We start from the raw sequence: 18,573 nt of genomic DNA, 5'->3' as shown, positions 1-18,573 counted from the left end.
CGGACGGCTCAGCCCTTGATCGCGCCGGTGAGGACACCGGTGCGCAGGTGCTTCTGCACGAACGGGTACACGATCACCAGTGGTACCAGGGTGAGGACCACGACCGCCATCTGCAGCGACAGGGGTGCGGTCTGCGCGTGGGTCTCCCCGAAGCCCGAGTTGACCGAACCGGGCAGGCCGTTGGCGCGGTTGACGTAGGTGAGCAGCACGTACTGCAACGGCCACTTCTGACTGTCCGTCGGCATGTAGAGCATGACGTTGAAGAAGGAGTTCCAGTACCCGACGGCGTAGAACAGCGCGGTGACGACGGTGACGGCGCGTGAGGTGGGCAGGACGACGGACCACAGGATCCGCCAGTCCCCGGCGCCGTCCATCCGGGCCGCGTCGATCAGTTCGGCGGAGGTCTCCTGGTAGAAGGCGCGCAGCACCAGGATGTTGAAGACGGAGACCGCGCTCGGCAGGATCAGGGCCCAGTACTGGTCGTAGCCGCCGAGGCCGGTGACGACCAGGAAACTCGGGATGAGGCCGCCGCTGATGAACATCGTGACGATCAGCAGCAGCAGGACGAAGCGGTGCCCGAGGGAGCGCGGCCGGGAGAGGCCGTAGGCGCACAGGATGGATACGGCCATGGACAGCGCGGTGCCGACCAGGGTGATGCCCAGGCTCACTCCCAGCGCGGTGACGACCGTCGGGTCACTGAGCATCTGGCGGTACGTCTCGGTGGTCAGGCCGTCCGGCCAGAGCACCAGGCCGCCGGCCCGGTTGATGGCGCCGGGGGTGGAGAAGCTGGTCAGGACGATGATCCAGAGCGGGACGAGGATGACGGCGAGCGTCCCGCCGAGCGTGAGCCCCTTGGCGGCCTGGCCGACGGCGGTGGGCGGCTCCTCCCACGGCGGGCGGGCGGACCGGGCCCGGCGCCGGGCGGCCGCTGCCGCCGTGCGGCGCTTCTCGCGCCGCGATCCCACGGTGAGTGCGTTGGTCATCTGCGGTACAACCCGTCCTCGCCGAAGGCGTGCGCCAGCCGGTTGGCACCCCAGATGAGCAGGAGGGAGACCACGCTCTTGAAGAGCCCGGCCGCCGCGCCGTAGCTGTAGCCGCCGGTGGAGATGCCGTAGTAGAAGGAGAAGGTGTCCAGGACGTCCGCGGCCTCGTGGCCGACGGCGTCCCGCTGGATCAGGAACTGCTCGAAGCCGACGGACAGCGCGTTGCCGAGCCGCAGGACCAGCATCAGCACGATCACCCCGCGCAGGCCCGGCAGCGTGATGTGCCACATCCGCCGCAACCGCCCCGCGCCGTCCGCCGCCGCGGCCTCGTACAGCTCGCTGTTGATCGCGCTCAGCGCGGCCAGGAAGACGATGATCCCCCAGCCCGCCTCCTTCCAGACCGCCTGGGAGGTGACCAGCAGCGCGAAGGTGTGCGGGTTGGTCATGATGTCCCAGGTGCCGATGTCGTGTTGGCGCAGGAACTGGTTGAGCACGCCGGCGCCGCCCAGCATCTGCTGGAAGATCGTGATCGCCAGCACCCACGAGAAGAAGTGCGGCAGGTAGACGACGGACTGGAAGAAGTTGCGGATCCGCTCGCTCACCACCGAGTTGAGCAGCAGGGCCAGGGCGATCGGGACCGGGAAGAACAGGATGAGCTGGACGAAGCTCAGGTACAGCGTGTTCTTCAGCGCGGCCCAGAACGCCGGGTCGCCGAACAACTGCTGGAACTGGTCGAAGCCGACCCATTCGCTGTGCCAGACCCCGACCAGCGGGTCGTACTCCTGGAAGGCGGTGACGATGCCGAACAGCGGGACGTAGTTGAACACCAGGAGCAGGACGACGGCGGGCACCGTCATCAGCAGGAGCGACTTGTCGCGTCGCAGTCTGATCCGCCAGCCGAGCCGCGCGGGGCCGGCCGGGCGCTTCGGTGCCGCGGTGCTCACTGGCCGGCGCCGTACTTGTCGAGGACGTTGTCGGTCATCCACTGCTTGAGCCGCTCCCCGGGCCCGGACCGCCAGCTCGCGATGGCGTCCTGCACGTCGGAGACCTTCTTCTTGCCGTGGTAGCAGTCCTTGAGGGTGTCGTTGACGCTCGGCGCGGCCGCGGCGGTGGCGAGCGCCTGCGGCATGGTGAAGTTCATGCCCCAGAAGGGCGGCTTGGTGAGGTACTCGACGTTGGCGGCGGACCAGGACGTGTAGTCCTTGGTGACCTGCTCGCCGCCCGGGTTGCTGATCACGGAGCCGGGAGCGGCCAGGAACGGGAAGGTCGTCGCCTGGACGTCCTTCTTGCCCTCGTCGGTGAAGGTCGGCACGCCGTTCACCCGGGTGTGGTGGACGCCCTCGACGCCGTAGTTGACCAGGGTGTATTCGGCCGTGCCGTAGGGGGCGGCGAGGTAGTTCGCGACGGCGAGCAGTTCCTCGATCTGCGCCGGCTTCAGATTGGCGTTGAGGTAGCTGATCATGCTGGCGGCGGCGCCCATGTAGATCACCGGCGTGCCCTTGCCGTCGGCGGTGATGGCGTTGAACGCGCCGCGCCGGTAGTTCGGGTCCGCGGCGACGCCGGACTGGTGGTCGCCCAGGTTCCAGGCGCCCAGTCCACCGCCTCCGATGAGCGACTTTCCGCTGTAGAAGCGGGTGGCCCCGTTGGCGACGTCACCGGCGAGCGCGTCCGGGTGCATGTAGCCCGAGGTGGCCAGCCGGTAGTGCCAGTCGAGGGCCTCCAGGAACTCCTGGGTCTCGAACGGGTGGACCAGCTTGCCGTTGTCGATCCGCCAGTTCATGGGGACGTTCCAGGCGGTCTGGAGATACGTCCACACGTCGTCGAAGGCCCACACGCCCCGCTTGGCGTCGGTCAGTTCCTTGCCGATGTTCATCAGGTCGTCGGCGGACTTCACCTGGTCGGCGGTGATGCCCCGGGCTTCGAGGACGTCCCGACGGTAGAAGGTGGCACCGGGGATGCCGAAGCTGGTGGAGAAGCAGGGGATCCCGTAGAGCTTGTCGCCCCAGACCCCCGTCTGCCAGGCGCCGGTGGGGAGGGAGGCCAGGTTGGGGTACTTCTTGACGTTGTCACCGGACAGGTAGGGGGTCAGGTCCGCGAGCTGGGTGCCGACCAGCCCGCCGGTGTTGAAGTTGGCGTTCAGCCAGGACGGCAGGTTGATCCAGTCCGGCAGCTTCTGGGCGGCGGTCATCGTCGGGATGATGGTGCTGTAGTTGATCCCGTCCGCGGGCTTCATGGTCAGCTCGACCCCGAGCGCCTTGTTCATCGCCTGGTAGAAGGAGTTGCCGACCGGCGGGGCGGTGCCCCACAGCGGGGTGACCGCCGTGTAGCTGCCGCCCTTGCCCGGAACGCCGGAGACGCTGGCGGGCGGGGAGGCCGGGTAGGAGAGGTAGCCCGCGTCGGTCGCGGCATCGGATCCGCCCTGCACGGGGGCTATGTCCGGCTTGACCGCGTTGGCGTTCGGCACGTAGGCGGGCAGGGCCGCCTTCAGGCCTTCCTTGGTGTTCGCAGCGGCCTTCTTGCTCGAGCCGCCGCCGCAGGCGGACAGCAGGGGTGCCATCGCGGCGGCTCCCGCGACCGTGGCGGCGGTACTCAAAAAGCTCCTGCGGTTCATCCCGGATCTCATGGTGGCGTGGCCCCTCTCCGTCGAAGCACAGTCGAAGCACCGAAGCGTCGAAGCGCTTGGATGTTTCGGCGAGACTAACGACGCGTTTCGGGTTGAGCAATAGTCTGAACAAATCCAAAATGGTTTGTGTCATGGGGAGTTGACACTTTCTCCGGAGCGTGCCAGCGTCGAAGCGCTTCGATCCATCGTCGCCGAGCCCAGCCCGCCCGAGGGGTATTCCACGTGAGTTCCGTGCCCGCGTCCGTAGCCGGCCTGCCCGACTTCCGCAATCCCACGCTTCCCCTGCGCAAGCGTGTCGACGACCTGCTCCACCGGCTCACGCTCGACGAGCGGGTCGCGATGCTGCACCAGTACGCGCCGGCCGTCCCGCGCCTCGGTGTCGGCCCCTTCCGCACCGGCAGCGAGGGCCTGCACGGCGTCTCCTGGCTCGGTGTGGCCACGGTCTTCCCGCAGGCCGTCGGCCTCGGCGCCAGCTGGGACGAGGACCTGGTGCGCAACGTCGCCGAGGCCGTCTCGACCGAGCTGCGGGCCTTCCACCACCACCGCCCGCCGGCGGTCGGCACCGCCGAGGAGCGCGGACCCAACTCCCTCCAGGCCTGGGCCCCCGTGCTCAACCTGCTGCGCGACCCGCGCTGGGGGCGCAACGAGGAGGGCTACTCCGAGGACCCGGTGCACACCGCGCGGGTCGGCGAGGCGTTCTGCAACGGCCTCACCGGCGACCACCCGACCTACCTGCGCACCGCCCCCGTGCTCAAGCACTTCCTCGCCTACAACAACGAGGACGACCGCTGCACCACCTCCTCCGGACTGCGCCCGCGCGTCCTCCAGGAGTACGACCTGGCCGCCTTCCGCCCCGTCGTCGCCTCCGGCGCCGCGACCGGCGCGATGGCGGCCTACAACCTGGTCAACGGCCGCCCCTGCCACGTGAGTCCGCTGATCGAGGCGGAGCTGCGCCGCTGGGCCCGGCCGACCGGCCACGAGCTGTTCGTGGTCAGCGACGCCGAAGCCCCCTCCAACCTGGTCGACCCGGAGCACTACTTCGACGACCACGCCGAGTCCCACGCGGCCGCGCTCAAGGCCGGCATCGACAACTTCACCGACCACGGCGAGGACAGCGACACCCCGGTCGGCCGACTGCGCGAGGCGCTGGAACGCGGCCTGATCGATGAGGCCGACGTGGACCGCGCCGTCCGCCGCCAGCTCGAAGTGCGCTTCCGCCTCGGCGAGTTCGACCCCGAGCTGGACCCGTACGCGGGCATCGGCCCCGAGGTGGTCGACAGCCCCGAGCACCGCGCCCTGGCCCGCAAGGCCGCGGCCGAGTCGACCGTGCTGCTCAAGAACGACGGCCTGCTGCCGCTCGACCCGGCCCGCGCGCGCCGGATCGCCGTCATCGGCCCGCTCGCCGACAGCCTCTTCGAGGACTGGTACAGCGGCACCCTGCCGTACCAGGTGACCATCGCCGCCGGCCTGGCCGCGGCCCTCGAAGCCCACGGCGGCGAGATCGTCCAGGTGGAGGGCTCCGACCGGATCACCCTGCGCTCGCGCACCACCGGCGAACTGCTCGGCAAGTCCGCCTTCGACGTGACCGACTGGGGCGGCGGCGCCTCCACCCTGCGCGACGCCGACACCGGCCGCTACCTCGGCCTCCAGGACGACGACACCCTGGCCGCCGACCGGGACGTGATCAAGAGCTGGTTCGTCAAGGAGACCTTCCGGCTCGAACCGGCCGGCCCGGACACCGTGCTGCTGCGCTCCGTGTTCACCGGACGCTACGCCGCCGTGGACCCGAGCGACGGCCGGGTGGCCGTCACCGCCGAGACCGCGGAGGACGCCGAGCACTGGCAGCGCGAGCTGGTGCGCGACGGCGCCGCCGAGGCCCGGGAGGCCGCCGCGACGGCCGACGTCGCCGTGGTCGTCCTCGGCAACCACCCGTTGATCAACGGCCGCGAGACCGAGGACCGCGCCGACATCGACCTGCCCGAGGGGCAGGAGGAACTGCTGCGCGCCGTCGCGGCCGTCCGCCCGGACACCGCGCTGGTCGTGATGAGCAGCTACCCGTACGCCCTCGACTGGGCCGACGAACACCTGCCCGCCGTGGTGTGGACCTCCCACGGCGGGCAGGAGACAGGACACGCGCTGGCCGCCGTGCTGCTCGGCGAGGCCGAGCCCGCCGGCCGCCTGCCGCAGACCTGGTACCGGGGCGACGACCCGCTGCCCGCCCCGCTCGACTACGACATCATCAAGGCCGGCTGGACCTACCAGTACCACCGGTCCGCGCCGCTCTACTCCTTCGGCCACGGCCTGTCCTACACCGACTTCGCCTACCGCGACCTGCGCCTGTCGCAGCCGTCGATCGCCCAGGACGGCTCGGTCGAGGTCACCGTGACCCTGGAGAACGGCGGAGCACGGTCCGGCAGCGAGGTGGTCCAGGTCTACGTCCGCGCCCTGGAGGCCCGCTACCAGGCACCCCGGTTGCGCCTGGCCGACTTCCGCAAGGTCCGGCTGGAGCCGGGGGAGAGCCGTGAACTGGCCTTCCGGCTGTCCGCCGACCAGCTCGCCCACTGGTCCGTCGCCACCGGCGACTTCGCCGTCGACCCCGGCGGCTACCAGGTGATCGTCGCCCGCAACGCCGACCACCCCGTCCTCACCGCGCCGCTGACCGTGACCGGGGCACCCGCCGCGCCCCGAGCGGGCGCCGGACACCGGATCCTGGCCGTCGACTTCGACGACTACGAGGACATCACCATCGCCGACGCCACCCGCTCCACCGGTGACGCCGTCACGGCCACCGATCCCGCGCAGCCCGCGACGCTCCTCTTCCGCGAGGTCGACCTCTCCGGGGCCGCGACGATCGAGGTCGAGACCGCCCGCGAGGGCGCCGGCACGGGCGGGGCGCGGCTCGAAGTCCGGGTGGGCGGCCGGCTTCTGGCCGAGATCGACGTGCGCGTGACCGGCGACCGCTACGCCTGGACCAGCACCACCGCCGAGCTCGCCGCCCCGCTCCACGGCGTGCACGACCTGAGCCTGACCCTGCACGGCGACTTCCGGCTCTCGGCCTTCCGCTTCGGCGCGGGCGGCTGAGGCCTCCGCCCCACAGACCGGCGGTCCGCTCATGGGGGGCGGACCGCCACCCATTCCCGCCCGGCTCCCCGGCCGGGCGATCCCGCACGCCGCAACCGTTGCGACCCCGCAGTCACCCGCCGTCCGGAGGCGGCCCGCATGTCACTGCTCACCCCCCACCACCTGACCTCGAACTCGCAACACCCAGAGGAGGCCCCCGTGCCGTTCACCGACTTCGGAGTCGACGAACTCGGCGACTACCGGCCCGAGTCGACCATCCCGCAGGACTTCGACGAGTTCTGGCAGCGCACCCTCACCGAGGCCCGCACGCACGGCGGGGCGGTCAAGGCCGAACGCGTCACCGCGCAGTACGGACTGCGCACCGTCGAGGTCGACGACGTACGGTTCCCCGGCTGGAACGGCGAGCCGGTGGCCGCCTGGCTGCTGCGCCCGCGCGGCGCGGCCGGCCCGCTGCCGGTCGTCGTCACCTACATCGGCTACTCCGGCGGCCGCGGGCTGCCCACCGAGCACCTGCTCTGGTCCGCCGCCGGCTACGCCCAGCTCGTCGTGGACAGCCGGGGACAGGGCCACGACACCCCGGACCGGACCGCGGGCGACGGCACCCAGTGGGTCGGAGGCTTCATGACCCGCGGCATCGACTCTCCGGAGAGCTACTACTACCGGCGGCTGATGACCGACTGCGTGCGCGCCGTGGACGCCGTCGCGGAGCTGCCCGGTCTGGACGCCGACCGGATCGTCGTGGCCGGCGGCAGCCAGGGCGGCGGCCTGGCGCTCGCCGTCGCCGGGCTCACCGGGGACCGGGTGGCCGCGGTGATGCCCGACGTCCCGTTCCTGTGCCACTACCGCGAGGCCGCGCGGATCTCCCTGGACGGGCCGTACCAGGAGCTCGTCAACTACCTGCGCTGGCACAGCCGGCACCGCGTGCAGCCGGCCTTCGCCACCCTCGACTACTTCGACGGCGTCAACTTCGCCCAGCGGGCCACCGCGCCCGCCCTGTTCAGCGTCGGCCTGATGGACCCGGTCTGCCCGCCCCGCACGGTCTACGCCGCCTTCAACCACTACGCGGGGGAGGACCGCACCATGACGGTGTGGCCCTTCGCCGACCACGCCGGCGGCTGCGGCTCCAACCCGCCCGTCCAGCTGTCCTGGCTGCGCGAGCGCGGGCTGGCACCGGAGCTGTGACCTCCGTGCCCGATCACCGAGAGACCAGGGAGATGCACCGAATGGGCACGTTAACATTCCCGGGACTGCCCCCCGGCTTCCACTTCGGCGCCGCCACCGCCGCCTACCAGATCGAGGGCGCCCACGACGAGGACGGCCGCGGCCCGTCCATCTGGGACACCTTCAGCCGCACCCCTGGCCGCACCCTCGGCGGCGCCACCGGCGACACCGCCTGCGACCACTACCACCGCTACCCCGAGGACATCGCCCTGCTGCGCGAGCTCGGCGTCGACGGCTACCGCTTCTCGATCTCCTGGCCGCGCCTGTTGCCGCAGGGCACCGGCCCGGTCAACCCGAAGGGCCTGGACTTCTACGACCGGCTGATCGACGAACTGCTGGCCGCCGGCCTCGCGCCCGCCGCCACCCTCTACCACTGGGACCTGCCCCAGACCCTGGAGGACCGTGGCGGCTGGCGGGTGCGGGAGACCGCCGAGGCCTTCGCCGAGTACGCGAACGTCGCCGCCGACCGCTACGGGGACCGGGTCGAGCGCTGGATCACCCTCAACGAGCCGTTCTGCTCCGCCTTCGTCGGCTACGCCGAGGGCCGGCACGCGCCCGGCGCCCGGGAGGGCCGCGGGGCGCTGGCGGCCGCCCACCACCTGCTGGTCGGTCACGGCCTGGCCGTACGGGAGCTGCGCGTCGCCGGCGCCCGCGAGGTCGGCATCACGCTCAACCTCGACCGCCTGCACGCCGCCTCCGACCGGCCCGAGGACCTCGCCGCCCTGCGCCGGGCCGAGGTGCTGCACAACGAGGTCTGGACCGAGCCGCTGTTCGCCGGGCGCTACCCCGAGCACGAGGCCGAGACCTGGGAGGGCCTGGCCGACGGCCCCTGGCGCCGACCGGGGGACCTCCAACTCATCGGTGTGCCACTGGACTTCGTCGGCATCAACTTCTACCGGCCGGCCACCGTCGAGGCGGCCCCGCACCGCGCGGACGACCCCGGACTGCGCACCGCCATGGACATCGGCGTCGCCGAGCCCAACCCGTACGGGACCCGGCTCACCACCATGGGCTGGCCCGTCGTCCCGTCCGCGTTCACCGAACTGCTCTGCGACCTCGACGCCCGCTACCCGCAGCTCCCGCCGGTCTGGATCACCGAGAACGGCTCCGCCGAGGCCGACAGCGTCACCCCCGACGGCCAGGTGCACGACGAGGAACGGATCGACTACCTGGCGAGCCACCTCGCCGCCGTCGCCGACGCCATCGCGGCCGGCGTCGACGTGCGCGGCTACTACGTCTGGTCCCTGCTGGACAACTTCGAGTGGGCCCGCGGCTACGAGCAGCGCTTCGGCCTGGTCCGCGTCGACTACGACACCCTGACCCGAATCCCCAAGGACAGCTACCACTGGTACCGGGGCCTGATCACCGCGCACCGCGCGCGGACGGAGGAACGTGCCCGATGAAGTTCACCGACGGCTACTGGCTGATGCGCCCGGGCGTCACCGCGCGCTACGCCACCGAGGTCGCCGACGTCCGAACCGGCGAGGACCGGATGACCCTCTACGCGCCCGTCAGACACGTGCGCGGCCGTGGTGACACGCTCAACAGTCCACTGCTGACCGTCGAGTGCTGGTCCCCGGCCGAGGGCGTGATCGGGGTGCGCGCCACCCATCACGCCGGCTCGGTGCGGCGCGGGCCGGAGTTCGCCCTACCCGGCGCCGAACAGGGCAACGGAAAGGTGCGCCGGGACGGCGACGTGGTGGAACTGAGCTCCGGCGAACTGACACTGCGGGTGGACACGTCCAAGCCCTGGCAGCTGGAGTTCACCGCCGGCGGCCGGGTGCTCACCACGGTGGGCGAGCGAGGCACCGGCTTCGTCACCGACGCCGACGGCCGCCACCACATGCTCGGACAGCTCGCCCTCGGCGTCGGCGAACTGGTCTACGGCCTGGGGGAGCGGTTCACCCCGTTCGTCCGCAACGGCCAGGTGGTGGACATCTGGCAGGCGGACGGCGGCACCAGCAGCGAACAGGCGTACAAGAACGTCCCCTTCCACCTGACCAACCGGGGCTACGGCGTCTTCGTCAACCACCCCGGCAAGGTCAGCTACGAGATCGGCTCCGAAGCCGTCGGCCAGGTGCAGTTCAGCGTCGAGGACCAGTCGCTGGAGTACTTCGTCGTCCACGGCCCCACCCCCAAGCGGATCCTGGAGCGCTACACCGCCCTCACCGGCCGCCCCGCGCTGCCACCGGCCTGGGCGCTCGGCCTGTGGCTCACCACCTCCTTCACCACCGACTACGACGAGGCCACCGTCAACCGCTTCGTCGGCGGCATGGCCGAGCGCGGCATCCCGCTCAGCGTCTTCCACCTGGACTGCTTCTGGATGCGCGAGTACCAGTGGTGCGACTTCGTCTGGGACCCGGACACCTTCCCGGACCCGGCCGGCATGCTGGCCCGGCTCAAGGAGCAGGGCCTGCGCATCTCGGCCTGGATCAACCCGTACATCGCGCAGAAGTCGGAGCTGTTCGCCGAGGGACTGCGCGAGGGCTTCCTGGTGCGCCGCCCGGACGGCAGCGTCTGGCAGTGGGACCTGTGGCAGCCGGGCATGGCCCTGGTGGACTTCACCAACCCCGCCGCCCGCGACTGGTACACCGGCAAGCTGCGCACCCTGCTGGACATCGGCGTCGACTGCTTCAAGACCGACTTCGGCGAGCGCATCCCCACCGACGTGGTCTGGCACGACGGCTCCGACCCGGAACGGATGCACAACTACTACACCCACCTCTACAACAACACGGTGTTCGAGCTGCTCCGCGAGGTGCGCGGCGAGGGGGAGGCGCTGCTGTTCGCCCGCTCCGCCACCGTGGGCGGCCAGCAGTTCCCGGTGCACTGGGGCGGCGACTGCGAGTCGCACTTCAACGCCATGGCGGAGTCGCTGCGCGGGGGCCTGTCCCTCGGGCTGTCCGGCTTCGGCTTCTGGAGCCACGACATCGGCGGCTTCGAGGGCACCCCGACCCCCGCCGTCTTCAAGCGCTGGACCCAGTTCGGCCTGCTCTCCTCGCACAGCCGGCTGCACGGCAGCAAGTCCTACCGGGTGCCGTGGGACTTCGGCGAGGAGGCCGTCGAGGTCACCCGCGAGTTCACCCTGCTCAAGCACCGTCTGGCGCCCTACCTCCAGCGCGCGGCCCAGCAGGCGCACGCCACCGGACTCCCGGTGATGCGCGCGATGGTGCTGGAGTTCCCGGACGACCCGGCCGCCGCCGCGCTCGACCGGCAGTACCTGCTCGGCGACGACCTGCTCGTCGCCCCGGTCTTCACCGAGGACGGAACGGTCGAGTACTACGTGCCCGAGGGCACCTGGACCAACTTCCTGACCGGCGACCAGGTCACCGGCCCGCGCTGGGTGCGCGAACAACACGGCTTCCACACCCTGCCGCTGCTCGCCCGCCCCGACTCCGTCATCCCGCTCGGCGCGGACGACCAGCGCCCGGTCTCCGCCTGGGCGGAGGGCGTCGAACTGCGCGTCCACGCCTTCGCCGACGGCGCCGAGCGCACCGTCGTCATCCCGCGCGCCGACGGCCCCGGCGAGACCGCCCGCTTCCAGCTGCGCCGCACCGGCGACCGGCTCCGGGTCACCACCGACAGCCCGCACCCCTGGCAGCTGCGGATCGGCGGCCCGGACGGCGCCCTGCACATCAGCCCGGCCGGCACCCCCGAGGCCGAACTGCACTACCCGGCCTGAGTCCGTGCCCCCGAACGCGGGGGCCCCGCGCGTCACCGCATGGACGTGCGGGGTCCCGCCCCCTTCCGCTTGGCACCCGGGGCGGGTACGCCCTCGACGAGGTCACCGAGCCCCGGTTGGTCCACTTCGACCCCTGGCCGGGCAACGTCTTCATCCGGCCGGGTGGCGCCGAACAGGCCCGGATCACCGGCCTCATCGACCACGAGCGGGCGTTCTGGGGCGATCCGGCCGCCGAGCTGGTCTCCCTGGCCTTCGGCGGTGACACCGGCCCGGACAGCCCGCTCCTCACCGGCTGCGCCGGAGCCGGCGGCAGCCTCGACCCCGGCCCCGCCCTCCGCCACCGAGTGGCCCTCTACCAGCTCTACCTGGGCCTGCTGCTGGTCGTGGAGTGCGCCCCGCGCGGCTACGGCGAGGACCACCTCGCGTTCTGCCGCCGGATGCTCGCCGACGCCATCGCCCGGCTCCGGGCGCTGGGATAGCTATGACAACCAGAAGAGCAGAGGAGTCACCCTTGTCCTACAGCATCCGCGCGGGCGGTCTGGAACGGCACACCGCCGCGGAGATCCTCCGCATCGAGCCCTGGGGACCGGACGCCGTCCGGGTGCGCGCCTCGTCCGGGACCCTCGACCCCGCCGCCCCCGGCGCGCTGGAGAACCCCTCGCCCTGCCCGCACGCCCAACCGTCCGTCTCGGACGACGGTCGCGCCCGCCTGGTCAACGGCCGCATCGCCGTCGAGGCCGCGGCGGACGGTCGGCTGAGGTTCCGCCACGCCGTGTCGGGCCGCGAACTCCTCGCCGAGTGCAGCCCGCACGCCCACCACGCCGGCTCCCGCGTCCACGCGCCGGGCGGCCGGACGGAACAGTCCTTCGACGCCTACGACGGTGAACGGCTGCACGGCCTGGGGCAGCACCTGCACGGGCGCCTGGACCAGAAGGGCTGTGTGATCGACCTCGTCCAGGCCAACACCGTCTCGGCCGTCCCCTTCCTGCACTCCTCGCGGGGCTACGGGCTGCTGTGGAACAACCCCGCCACGGGCCGCGTCGAACTGGGCGCCGACACCACCCGGTGGACCGCCGACTGCGGCGGGCGCATCGACTACTGGATCACCGCCGGCGACACCCCGGCCCAGATCCTGGACTCCTACACCCGGGCCACCGGACGCCCGCCCCTGCTCCCCGAATGGGCCTCCGGCTTCTGGCAGTCGAGGCTGCGCTACCGCACCCAAGCCGAACTCCTGGCGGTGGCACGGCAGTACAAGGAACGTGGACTGCCGCTGTCCGTCATCGTCTGCGACTTCTTCCACTGGCCGAGGATGGGCGACTGGCGCTTCGAGGAGAGCGAGTGGCCCGATCCCGCCGCCATGGTCAAGGAGTTGTCGGACCTCGGAGTGAAGCTCGCCGTCTCGGTGTGGCCCACCGTCGAGCCCGGCAGTGACGCGTACGACGGGCTGCGCTCGGCCGGACACCTGGTACGGGACGCGGGTGGCGGCCTGCTCACCTTCCCGTGGCCGTCCCGGTACGGCGGTGAGGCGCTGATCCGCCCGATGGCCTACTACGACGCCACCCACCCCGGAGCCCGCGCCGCGCTGTGGCGGCGGTTGGACGACAACTACCGTTCGCTGGGCGTGGCCTGCTTCTGGCTGGACGCCTGCGAGCCCGACCTGCCCCCGGGCATCGCCGAGCGCGCCGTCTACGCGGCCGGGCCCGCCGCCGAGGCCGCGAACCTCTACCCGCTGGAGCACGCCCGAGGGGTGGCCGACGGCCTGCGCGCGGCGGGCGAGGACCGGCCGCTGTCGCTGGTCCGCTCCGCGTGGGCGGGCAGCCAGCGGCACGGGGCCCTGCTGTGGTCCGGTGACATCCCCACCACCTTCGACTCCCTCGGACGCCAGATCAGGGCCGGGCTGAACGTCGCGATGAGCGGCATCCCCTGGTGGAACACCGACATCGGCGGCTTCCTCGGCGGCGACCCGGACGACCCCGCGTACCGCGAACTGCTGATCCGGTGGTTCCAGTACGGCACCTTCAGCCCCGTCATGCGGCTGCACGGGGACCGCGAGCCCAACTACCCCGCCTTCGCCACGGACGTGACCGGCGGGCCCAACGAGGTCTGGTCGTACGGGGAGCAGGCGTACGGCATCCTCCGCGACCACCTGCTGCTGCGCGAGCGCCTGCGACCGTACCTGCGGCGGCTGTCCGAGGACGCCCACCGCACCGGCGCCCCGCCGATGCGCCCGCTGTTCTTCGACTTCCCGGAGGACGAACGCGCCTGGGACGTGGACGACCAGTTCCTGCTCGGCCCCGATCTGCTGGTGGCCCCCGTCCACGAGGCCGGCGCCCGCTCCCGCCGGGTCTACCTGCCGGCCGGCACCCGCTGGCTCGACCCGGTCGGCGGCCGCGCCCTGGAGGGCGGTACGACGCTGGATGCCGAGGCCCCGCTGGAACGCATCCCCGTCTTCGTCCGCGAAGGGGCCGAGGTCGCGGGCAGCCTCGTCTGACGCCGGCCGGGGCCGGTCAGCCCCCGCCCATCCCGCCCTGGGCGGCGACCATGGTCAGGTTCAGCCCGCTCACCGCCCGGGCCAGGCCCGGGGCCTCGTCGGCGAGCCGACCGGTGAGCGCGGCGATCCGCCTGCCGTGGGCCCTGCGGTCGTGCCCCGAGAGCACCAGCCGCAGGTGCCCGTGGGCGGCCAGCGCCGCGAGGACCGCGTCGGTGAACGGCACCGCGGCGACCGGTGCGCCGCCGCGGACGACCTCGGCCACCCGCACCTGGAGGTCCAGGGCCTCGCGCGGATCGTCCACCGCCACCGTCCGCTGCGGCGCGACCGGGCCGTAGGGGTCGCGGTCGGCCACGGTCACCACGCCGAGCACCGCGAGCCGCTCCTCGACGGCCTCCAGGGTGTCGTCGCGGCTGCGCCTGATCCACGCCTTCCAGGAGCGGGGCGGCTCGCCCACCTCCGCGAGCAGCGCGTCCAGGACCGGGTCCCCGGTGGCGGCGGCGGAGACGATCCGCACCCGTCCCGCCCCGTCCGCGGCGACGGCGCCCCGGTGGGCGAGCTCGGCCAGGGCGGCGGCGCGCACCAGGAAGCCGGCCCGGGTGCGGTCCTGCAGGGACTGCGCCCGGGTGTCGAAGGCCAGCAGGTAGGCGTCCAGATGGAGTCCTCGGCTCATGGCACCGACGATACGGCGCGCCGGCCAGTCCGCCATCGACCTGCGGGACGACCCGTCCTCCACCTGCCGGAGCACGCGCGAGCGGAGGGTCGGACCTCCGAGCGGTGCCGGCTACGTCCCCACGGTCGGGTGCGCGGTGAAGCTGAACCGGTCGCCCCGGTAGAGCGAGTGGACGCACTCCACCGGGGTGCCCGAGCGGTCCCGGGTGACCCGGCGGGGGCACCGGTCCCGGTCAGCGGGCGCCGAGGAGGTGTTCGAGGGCGAGCTGGTCCAGCTGCTCGAAGGCCATGCCGCGCCGGGCGGCGGCGTCCACGTCGAACTCCTCGAAGGCGGAACGGTCCGCCAGCAGCCCGGCCAGGCCGTCCTCGGCCGTGGGGCGGGCGAGTTCGGGCAGGCGGGAGGCGGCGAGCGCCGCCTGGACCTCCGGATCGGCCCGGAAGGCGCGGGAACGCTCCGCCAGCAGCAGGTAGTTGCGCATGCAGCCGGCCGCCGAGGCCCAGACGCCGTCGAAGTCCTCGGTGCGCGGCGGCTTGAAGTCGAAGTGCCGGGGGCCGTCGTAGCCGGCCGACTCCAGCAGGTCGACCAGCCAGAAGGCCTGCCGCAGGTCGCCCGCGCCGAAGCGCAGGTCCTGGTCGTACTTGATGCCGGACTGGCCGTTGAGGTCGATGTGGAACAGCTTGTCGTGCCACAGGGCCTGGGCGATGCCGTGCGGGAAGTTGAGCCCGGCCATCTGCTCGTGGCCCACCTCCGGGTTGAGGCCGACCCGCTCGGGGCGCTCCAACGCGTTGATGAACGCCAGGGCGTGGCCGACGGTGGGCAGCAGGATGTCGCCGCGCGGCTCGTTGGGCTTGGGCTCGATCGCGAAGCGCAGGTCGTAGCCCTGCTGTTCGACGTACTCGCCGAGCAGGTCGAAGGCCTCCTTGAGCCGGTCGAGCGCGGTCCGCACGTCCTTGGCCGCGCCGGACTCGGAGCCCTCGCGCCCGCCCCAGGCGACGTAGACCGAGGCGCCGAGTTCGACGGCCAGATCGATGTTGCGGATGGTCTTGCGCAGCGCGTAGCGGCGGACGTCGCGGTCGTTGGCGGTGAAGGCGCCGTCCTTGAACACCGGGTGGGTGAAGAGGTTGGTGGTCGCCATCGGGACCTTCAGTCCGGCGGCGTCCAGGGCGGCGCGGAAGCGCTTGACGGTTTCCTCGCGGGTGGCCTCGCCCGCGCCGGAGGGGATCAGGTCGTCGTCGTGGAAGGTGACGCCGTAGGCGCCGAGTTCGGCCAGGCGCTGGACGGTCTCGACCGGGTCGAGGGCGGGGCGGGTCGCGTCGCCGAAGGGGTCGCGCCCCTGCCAGCCGACGGTCCACAGACCGAAGGTGAACTTGTGCGCCGGGGTGGGGGAGAGGGTGTCGCTGGACATGGAGCGGCTCCGGATCAGTGCCAGGGGGTGTTTGTCAGGACTCTCAACAAATTAGTATGCCGGAACGTCAGAAGGAAACCCCCGCACCGGAGGAACGCATGGCTGAGCAGCGTGTCGTGATCGGCTTCGACAGCTCGACGCAGTCCACCAAGGCCCTCGCCGTCGACCTCGACACCGGCACCGTGCTGGGCCGGGGCCGTGCCCCGCACAGCGTCAGCACGGGCGCCGGCCGCGAGAGCGACCCCGAGCAGTGGTGGCGGGCGCTCGGCGAGGCCGCGGCGGCGACGGGCTGGGCGGACCGCGCGGCCGCCGTCTCGATCGCGGGCCAGCAGCACGGCCTGGTCACCCTGGACGCGGCCGGGGCGCCGGTCCGCCCGGCACTGCTCTGGAACGACGTCCGCTCCGCGCCCCAGGCCGCCGAGTTGAAGGCCGCGATCGGTGCGACGGAGCTCGCCCGCCGCACCGGCAGCGTCCCCACCGCCGCCTTCACCGCCCCCAAGTGGGCCTGGCTGCGCGCCCACGAACCCGCCGCCGCCGAGCGAGCCGCCGCCGTCCGCCTCCCGCACGACTTCCTGACCGAGCGGCTGACCGGTGAGCCGGTCACCGACCGGGGCGACGCCTCCGGAACCGGCTGGTGGGGCCCGGACGGCTACGACCAGGACGTCCTCGCCCGCATCGGCCTCGACCCGGCCCTGCTGCCCGAGGTCCTGCCCCCGGGCGCCCGGGCCGGTGCCGTCCGCCCCGGGACGCCGCTGCGCGAAGGGACGCCGGTGGCCACCGGCACCGGCGACAACATGGCCGCCGCCCTCGGGCTCGGCCTGCTCCCCGGGCAGCCCGTGCTCAGCCTCGGCACCTCCGGCACCGTCTACGCCGTCGGCCGCAGCAGGCCCGCCGACCCGACCGGCACCGTCGCGGGCTTCGCCGACGCCCTCGGCGGCTGGCTGCCGCTCGCCTGCACGCTCAACTGCACCCTCGCCGTCGACCGCTTCGCCGCCCTGCTCGGACGCGGCCGCGACGAGGTCGAGGAAGGCGGCACCGCCGTCGTCCTGCCCTACCTCGACGGCGAGCGCACCCCGGACCTCCCGGACGCCTCCGGCCTGGTCCACGGGCTGCGCCACGACACCACCCCGGGGCAGCTGCTCCAGGCCGCCTACGACGGCGCCGCCCACGCCCTGCTCGCCGCGCTGGACGGCGTGCTGCGCGCGGGCGGCGCGGATCCGGCGGGCGACGAACCGCTGCTGCTGATCGGCGGCGGCGCCCGCGGGCGGGCCTGGCAGCAGACCGTGCTGCGGCTCTCCGGCCGGGCCGTCCAGGTGCCCGACGCGCGGGAACTGGTCGCGCTCGGCGCCGCCGCCCAGGCCACCGCACTGCTCACCGGTGAGCCGACCGACGCGGTGGCACGGCGCTGGCGGACGGCCCGCGGTCCGGTGCTGGACCCGGTGAAGAAGGACGAGGACGCGCTGATGCGGATCGGCGATACCCTGCGTCGGTCCGGGGCCTTGCAGGGTGCCCCGGTCGGGGACCGGTAGGAGGAGCGGCGCGTGACGGTGGTCGGCAAGGTGGGCAGCAGCGGGGAGAACGGGCCCGCGTCGCTCCAGGACATGCGGCGGCAGAACCTGGCGGTAGTCCTCGGCGCGGTCGCCGCGCACGGCCCGCTCTCCCGCGCGGACGTCTCCGGGCGCGTCGGTCTGACCAGGGCGGCCGTCTCCTCGCTGGTCGACGAGCTGATCGGGCGCGGCGCGGTGACCGAGGCGGCGGCCACCGCCAGCGGACGGGTCGGCCGACCCGGACGGGCACTGACCGTGAGCGGTGCGGGCCCGGCGGGCCTCGGCCTGGAGATCGGCGTCACCCACCTCGGCGCGTGCGTGGCGGACCTGCGCGGTGAGCCGCGGGTGTGGCGCCGGGTGGAACAGGCCAACGCGGACCGGCCCGCCGGGAAGGTCCTGGCGGAACTCGCCGCGCTGGCCGCCGAGGCGGAGGCCGAGGCCGCCGCCCTCGGGCTGCGCGTCGAGGGCCGCGTCCTGGCCGTGCCCGGCGTCGTGCCGAACGGCCCCCGCGGACTGATCGAGCGCGCGCCCAACCTCGGCTGGCACGGCGTCCGGCTCACCGACCACTGGCCCGAACCGGACACCGTGCCCGAGCCGGAGAACGAGGCCAACCTCGGTGCGCTGGCCGAGTACTGGAACGCCGGGAACCCGGTGGAGACCTTCGTGCACGTCTCCGCCGGGGCCGGCATCGGTGCCGCCCTGGTCATCGACGGGCGACTGTTCCGGGGCGCCCGCGGCTTCGCCGGCGAACTCGGCCACATCCCGGTGCACTCGGACGGCCCCGGCTGCGCCTGCGGCGCCCGCGGCTGCCTCGAGCAGTACGCGGGCGAGGCGGCCGTGCTGCGCGAGGCCGGTCTCGCGCAGCAC

General features: G+C 72.8%; 13 protein-coding genes. 8 read left to right on the top strand and 5 right to left on the bottom strand.

The genetic code is table 11. The features are described 5' to 3' along the window. Positions 1 to 8: 8 nt before the first annotated feature. From ACWCYO_RS32445 to ACWCYO_RS32435, 3 genes are read right to left on the bottom strand one after another with little or no spacing between them, the layout of a single operon-like run. Positions 9 to 983, bottom strand: coding sequence for a carbohydrate ABC transporter permease (locus ACWCYO_RS32445; protein WP_449786216.1), 975 nt, complete (start codon positions 981 to 983; stop codon positions 9 to 11). Next, entirely contained in the window at positions 980 to 1,927 is a 948-nt protein-coding gene (locus tag ACWCYO_RS32440; protein WP_270140208.1) for an ABC transporter permease, read from the bottom strand. Before ACWCYO_RS32440 ends, ACWCYO_RS32445 begins: the two co-directional genes overlap by 4 nt. Beyond that, a complete protein-coding gene (locus ACWCYO_RS32435; RefSeq protein WP_449786215.1) occupies positions 1,924 to 3,576 on the bottom strand; it encodes an ABC transporter substrate-binding protein in 1,653 nt (550 codons plus the stop codon). The genes ACWCYO_RS32440 and ACWCYO_RS32435 overlap by 4 nt, the downstream gene beginning before the upstream one ends. A 252-nt stretch (positions 3,577 to 3,828) precedes the next feature. On the opposite strand from ACWCYO_RS32435, the gene ACWCYO_RS32430 reads away from it, so the two are divergent. From ACWCYO_RS32430 to ACWCYO_RS32405, 6 genes are all read left to right on the top strand, one after another. After that, positions 3,829 to 6,687 (top strand): glycoside hydrolase family 3 C-terminal domain-containing protein, encoded by a 2,859-nt coding sequence (locus ACWCYO_RS32430; protein WP_449786214.1) that lies wholly within the window; start codon positions 3,829 to 3,831, stop codon positions 6,685 to 6,687. Positions 6,688 to 6,885: 198 nt separating this feature from the next. After that, positions 6,886 to 7,869 carry an acetylxylan esterase gene (locus tag ACWCYO_RS32425; RefSeq protein WP_449786213.1) on the top strand — a complete coding sequence of 328 codons (984 nt, stop codon included), beginning with the start codon at positions 6,886 to 6,888 and terminating at the stop codon, positions 7,867 to 7,869. Positions 7,870 to 7,910: 41 nt separating this feature from the next. After that, the gene (locus ACWCYO_RS32420) at positions 7,911 to 9,311 is read left to right on the top strand and encodes a GH1 family beta-glucosidase (protein ID WP_449786212.1); all 1,401 of its coding nucleotides are present in this window, start codon (positions 7,911 to 7,913) and stop codon (positions 9,309 to 9,311) included. Further along, positions 9,308 to 11,590 (top strand): alpha-xylosidase, encoded by a 2,283-nt coding sequence (yicI, locus tag ACWCYO_RS32415; protein WP_449786211.1) that lies wholly within the window; start codon positions 9,308 to 9,310, stop codon positions 11,588 to 11,590. Before ACWCYO_RS32420 ends, yicI begins: the two co-directional genes overlap by 4 nt. 116 nt (positions 11,591 to 11,706) lie before the next feature. After that, a complete protein-coding gene (locus ACWCYO_RS32410) occupies positions 11,707 to 12,069 on the top strand; it encodes a phosphotransferase (protein WP_449786210.1) in 363 nt (120 codons plus the stop codon). Positions 12,070 to 12,071: 2 nt separating this feature from the next. Then, positions 12,072 to 14,084, top strand: a complete 2,013-nt coding sequence (locus tag ACWCYO_RS32405; RefSeq protein ID WP_449786209.1) for a glycoside hydrolase family 31 protein — start codon at positions 12,072 to 12,074, stop codon at positions 14,082 to 14,084. A gap of 16 nt (positions 14,085 to 14,100) precedes the next feature. Here the strand turns inward: ACWCYO_RS32405 and ACWCYO_RS32400 are convergent, their stop codons facing one another. Further along, complete coding sequence (locus tag ACWCYO_RS32400) at positions 14,101 to 14,754, bottom strand: GOLPH3/VPS74 family protein (RefSeq protein ID WP_270140190.1); 654 nt, start codon at positions 14,752 to 14,754, stop codon at positions 14,101 to 14,103. A 232-nt stretch (positions 14,755 to 14,986) separates the two neighbouring features. Next, the gene (gene xylA, locus ACWCYO_RS32395; protein WP_449786208.1) at positions 14,987 to 16,159 is read right to left on the bottom strand and encodes a xylose isomerase; all 1,173 of its coding nucleotides are present in this window, start codon (positions 16,157 to 16,159) and stop codon (positions 14,987 to 14,989) included. 98 nt (positions 16,160 to 16,257) lie between these two features. Between xylA and xylB the strand changes: the two genes are divergently transcribed. After that, on the top strand, positions 16,258 to 17,688 hold the full coding sequence (gene xylB, locus ACWCYO_RS32390; protein WP_449786207.1) for a xylulokinase: 1,431 nt from the start codon (positions 16,258 to 16,260) through the stop codon (positions 17,686 to 17,688). A 12-nt stretch (positions 17,689 to 17,700) separates the two neighbouring features. After that, the coding region (locus ACWCYO_RS32385) for an ROK family transcriptional regulator (RefSeq protein WP_449786206.1) at positions 17,701 to 18,573 on the top strand (873 nt) is incomplete at its 3' end.

The organism is Kitasatospora sp. NPDC001683 (assembly GCF_053596495.1).
Note: the sequence above shows the minus strand (reverse complement) of the source record. Positions and strands in the feature narration are given on the sequence as shown.

Excerpts from the sequence above, each read along its gene's own strand:
- ACWCYO_RS32445 (WP_449786216.1), bottom strand. The coding sequence starts at position 983 with ATGACCAACGCACTCACCGTGGGATCGCGGCGCGAGAAGCGCCGCACG.
- ACWCYO_RS32420 (WP_449786212.1), top strand. The coding sequence starts at position 7,911 with ATGGGCACGTTAACATTCCCGGGACTGCCCCCCGGCTTCCACTTCGGC.
- yicI (WP_449786211.1), top strand. The coding sequence starts at position 9,308 with ATGAAGTTCACCGACGGCTACTGGCTGATGCGCCCGGGCGTCACCGCG.
- ACWCYO_RS32405 (WP_449786209.1), top strand. The coding sequence starts at position 12,072 with ATGACAACCAGAAGAGCAGAGGAGTCACCCTTGTCCTACAGCATCCGC.
- ACWCYO_RS32400 (WP_270140190.1), bottom strand. The coding sequence starts at position 14,754 with ATGAGCCGAGGACTCCATCTGGACGCCTACCTGCTGGCCTTCGACACC.
- xylA (WP_449786208.1), bottom strand. The coding sequence starts at position 16,159 with ATGTCCAGCGACACCCTCTCCCCCACCCCGGCGCACAAGTTCACCTTC.
- xylB (WP_449786207.1), top strand. The coding sequence starts at position 16,258 with ATGGCTGAGCAGCGTGTCGTGATCGGCTTCGACAGCTCGACGCAGTCC.